Genomic DNA, 4,081 nt, shown 5'->3' with positions numbered 1-4,081 from the left:
GGCGCGGGGATCGGCGGCGGCGCCGGCGCTGCCTCCTCCTCCCCCTCGACGGCCGGATCGGGCGGCGGCGCCACGATCCCGTGCCGGGCGACGACCGTCCACCCGCGATCGGCCACCAGCGCCAGCGCCTGCTCCATCACCTGGTCCGGCGAGACGGCATAGCGCCGGCCGGTCAGTCCCGGATAGCCGGTCCGGATCATCTGCGCCCGGCTCGCGTCGATGGGCGCGATCTGGTTGGCGAAGGCCGGGCGCTGCGCGGCCAGCGTGCGAAACGCCGGCGGATCGTCGAGGTCGGTCGCCACGTCCACCAGCCCGGGATGGTCGAGCACGCGCCAGGCGCTCAGCGCATAGGGGGCGAGGAGGAGGCAGCAGACGATGCCCGAGGCGAGCGCGCGCCGCCCGCCCCGGTCGCCGCGCTCCCACAGGTCCACGAAACCGGCGCAGGCCAGGCCGATGCCGGCCGCCGCCAGAAGGGCCACGATCAGCAGCACCCCCAGGAACGGCACCGTCTCCAGCAGGCCATAGCGATGCGACAGCCCCGCGATCAGGAGCAGGACCGTCGCGAAATAGGCCAGGCCGGCCGATCGCAGGGACGCGCGCGACCAGCGCCTTTCGATCGCCGCCTTCATGCCTGGCCCGTGCCCCGGCGGAGACGGATCGCCGCGCGAGACGAGACGGGCCGGAGAAGGCGCGGGGCACGCATCCCGTCAGGCCGTCGGCAGATGGTAGTCGCGGAACTGGTCGCGAAGCGTGGTCTTCTGGATCTTGCCCGTCGCGGTATGCGGGATCTCGTCGACGAAGACGACGTCGTCCGGCATCCACCACTTGGCCACCTTGCCTTCCATGAAGCCGAGGATGGCCTCCCTGGTCGGCTCCTTGCCCGGCTTGCGCACCACCACGAGAAGCGGCCGCTCGTCCCACTTCGGATGCGCCACGCCGATCACCGCCGCCTCGGCGATGTCGGGATGGCCCACGGCGAGGTTCTCCAGGTCGATGGTCGAGATCCATTCCCCGCCCGACTTGATGACGTCCTTGGCCCGGTCGGTGATCTGCATGTAGCCATTGGCGTTGATGTGGGCGACGTCGCCCGTGTCGAACCAGCCGTCGGCGTCGAACTGCTCCTTGCCCGCACCGCCGAAATAGGACGACGCGACCGCCGGGCCGCGCACCTTGAGCCGGCCGAAGGTCTTGCCGTCCCACGGCAGTTCGCGGTTCTCGTCGTCGGTCACCTTCATCTCGACGCCGAAGGGCGCGTAGCCCTGGGTCTGCTTGATGTCCAGGAGCGCGTCGCCTTCCAGGTCGGCATAGTTCGGCTTGATCGTGGCGAGCGTGCCGAGCGGGCTCATCTCGGTCATGCCCCAGGCGTGGATGACCTGCACGCCGTAGTTCTTCTCGAACTTTTCCGTCATGGCGCGCGGGCAGGCCGAGCCGCCGATGACCACCTTGCTCAGGTGCGGCAGCGTCAGGCCGTTCTGCTCCAGGTGCTGCAGCAGCATCAGCCACACCGTCGGCACCGCGGCCGAGAAGGTCACCTTCTCGGTGTCCAGCAGTTCGTAGATCGAGGCGCCGTCCATCTTGCCGCCCGGCATCACCAGCTTGGCGCCGATCATCGGCGCCGACTGGGCGAGGCCCCAGGCATTGGCGTGGAACATCGGCACCACCGGCAGGATCACGTCGCGCGACGAGATGCCCATCGAATCGGGCATGCAGGCGATCATGGCGTGCAGCACGTTGGACCGGTGCGAATAGACCACGCCCTTGGGGTCGCCCGTGGTGCCGGACGTGTAGCACATGCCGCACGCCTCGTTCTCGTCCATCTCCAGCCAGGCGAAATCGCCGTCTGCCTCGGCCAGCCAGTCCTCGAACGCCACCACGTTGGGCAGCTTGCTTTCGGGCATGTGCGCGGCGTCGGTCAGCACGATCACCTTCTCGAGGCTCTTCACCAGCGGCGCGATCTTCTCCACCAGCGGCATGAAGGTGAGGTCGACGAAGAGCGCACGATCCTCGGCATGGTTCATGATCCAGGCGATCTGCTCGGGAAACAGGCGCGGGTTCAGCGTGTGGTAGACGCCGCCCATGCCCATGATGCCGTACCAGGCCTCCAGGTGGCGCGCCGTGTTCCAGGCCAGCGTGCCGATGCGGTCGCCGCGCTTGAGCCCGTCGCGGGCGAGGCGCTGCGCGACCTTGAGCGCGCGGGCGCGGGCCTCGGCATAGGTCGTGCGCACGATCGGCCCTTCGACGGAGCGGGAAACGATTTCTCGCGCTCCGTGCTGCCGTGCCGCGCTGTCGATGATCTTGTGGTTGAGCAGCGGCCACTGCTGCATGAGACCGAGCATGTATGTTCCTCCCGAAGATTGTTGCATCTCGAACTATAGCCTTTACGGCTTTCGGCTTGTCCAATAGCGCTATGCGTCAAAGGGTGCAATTCGCTGACTGATTCGATGCCGCTCACCGCCATACTAAGGCCATGCTCGCCACCGAAGTTCCGGCCCGTCGGGGTGGCGGTGACAAACAAGACGGAGAATCCCGCATGGACTCGCGCCCCCAGGACGATTTCAACCAGCCTGAATCCGTCATGATCGACGATGACGCGCGCGTAACCGACGAGATGGTCTCGAACGAGCCGCCCGCATCCGGCATGCCGGGTGAAGACGACGACGGTTCCCTTCTCGGCTTGAGCGACGATTTCGAGGCCGAGCTGGCGAGCCTGCTCGCGCCGGACCTCGACGCGATCGATCTCGGCGATCTCGGCGATCTCGACGGCCTCGTCGCGGAGGCCAGGCCCGCCGGCACGCCGGATGGCGAACAGCCGGACGATGCCGCGACGATCATTGAAACGACGGTGGCGGTCGCCACCGTCCAGGCCACAGGCGAGGCGATCGCCCTGTCCGCGCCCGAGGCCGGCAGCGACGACGTGGCCGCTTCAGCGCCGGAAACGGTCGAGGCGACCGTGTCGATCGAGGCGATCTCGGTCACGACCACCACGGCGGTCGTCGTGGTCGAGGAAACGGCCCCCATGGCGGCCGGGCTCCCGGACGTCGAAGTCGCGGAGATCGACGTCGCGGCACCGGCTCTTGCCGCGCCGTCGCCGAGCACGCCCGCAGACCAGCCCCTGCTCGAGACGTTGCCGGCTGCCGCCGCGCCTGTCGAGGCGAGCATCGCCGCGCCGGCCGAATTCGACGTCCCGGCCGTCACCGATGCGAGCGTCGTTGCAGCCGTCGAGGCGATCGCCGAGGCCGCCGCCATGACCGCCGAGGCGATGGACGAAACGCGCGCCGCCGGCCCGGAGGCGCCGCTCGAGGCCATGTCCTTCGAAGCCGCGCTCGAGGCGCAGGACATCCAGGAAAAGGGCTTCGAGGCCGCCGTGCGCGGCGCGGCGGACAGGGCCGAGGCGCGCTTCCTGTTCCAGATGCCCGTTCACACGGTGCCGGATTGCAAGCGGGTCGCGGCGGTCAACCTTCCCGGCACCGAAAAGCCGGTCACCGTGCTCGTGCTCTTGCAGGAGGACGGGCGCTCCGTCCGGATGGAGGACGCGCGGGCGAGCGACAATCCCTTCGCCGGCATGGCGGTTTCCTATGGCGGGCTCCTGGCCCACCTGAAGAGCCTGCCGACCCGCTCGGCGGCCTGACGGCCCGCAAGGGCCGTCCCGGGCTGCTCCCACGGCCCGCGAGGGCCGTCCGGTCTGCTTCACGTGCCTGCAAAGGGCCGTCTGGGCGTCTCTCGTCCGGCCGGCTCTCACCGGTCGCCCCGAACTGTCCTCAGAAGCGCACCAGCCGCGCTGGCTGCCAGCCTTTCTGCACGAACAGCGGCACGTATTCGGCCGGGATGAACAGCCGGTCCTCGGGATTGGGTACCATCGGATAGCCCTCCGGCGGCAGCAGCGTCGGGTCGTCCTCGGGCGCGGCAAGATCGATCACCCATCGCGACGGCGCCTTGCGGTCGCCGAGCATCCGCAACTCGTAGGGCAGAAGCCGCAGCGGATCGGCCGGATCGTGGATCCCCAGGCCCGCCGCGCGCGCGGCGGCGGCGGACTGCCGCGACAGGCCGAGCTTGCCGGTCGCGGCGGCCTTGCGCAGGCGGG

4 protein-coding genes are annotated in these 4,081 nt (G+C 69.4%); 1 reads left to right on the top strand and 3 read right to left on the bottom strand.

Annotation, left to right across the window (positions count from 1 at the left end; genetic code table 11):
- On the bottom strand, window positions 1–629 hold a 629-nt coding region (locus EJC49_RS25175), incomplete at its 3' end, for a hypothetical protein (RefSeq protein WP_126702673.1).
- Window positions 630–707: 78 nt separating this feature from the next.
- Window positions 708–2,336: a 3-(methylthio)propionyl-CoA ligase gene (locus tag EJC49_RS25170; protein WP_126702672.1), complete on the bottom strand. Its 1,629-nt coding sequence runs from the start codon at window positions 2,334–2,336 to the stop codon at window positions 708–710.
- A gap of 194 nt (window positions 2,337–2,530) precedes the next feature.
- Here EJC49_RS25170 and EJC49_RS25165 point away from each other — a divergent pair, with 194 nt between their 5' ends.
- Entirely contained in the window at window positions 2,531–3,628 is a 1,098-nt protein-coding gene (locus EJC49_RS25165; protein WP_126702671.1) for a hypothetical protein, read from the top strand.
- 130 nt (window positions 3,629–3,758) lie between these two features.
- Here EJC49_RS25165 and EJC49_RS25890 read toward each other — a convergent pair.
- Window positions 3,759–4,081 (bottom strand): hypothetical protein (locus EJC49_RS25890; protein ID WP_170314866.1); only part of this gene is annotated, 323 nt, incomplete at its 5' end.

This window comes from Aquibium carbonis (assembly GCF_003970795.1).
GTDB classification, from domain to species: domain Bacteria; phylum Pseudomonadota; class Alphaproteobacteria; order Rhizobiales; family Rhizobiaceae; genus Aquibium; species Aquibium carbonis.
The sequence above is the reverse complement of the archived record's forward strand: the minus strand, read 5'-3'. Positions and strand labels throughout refer to the sequence as shown.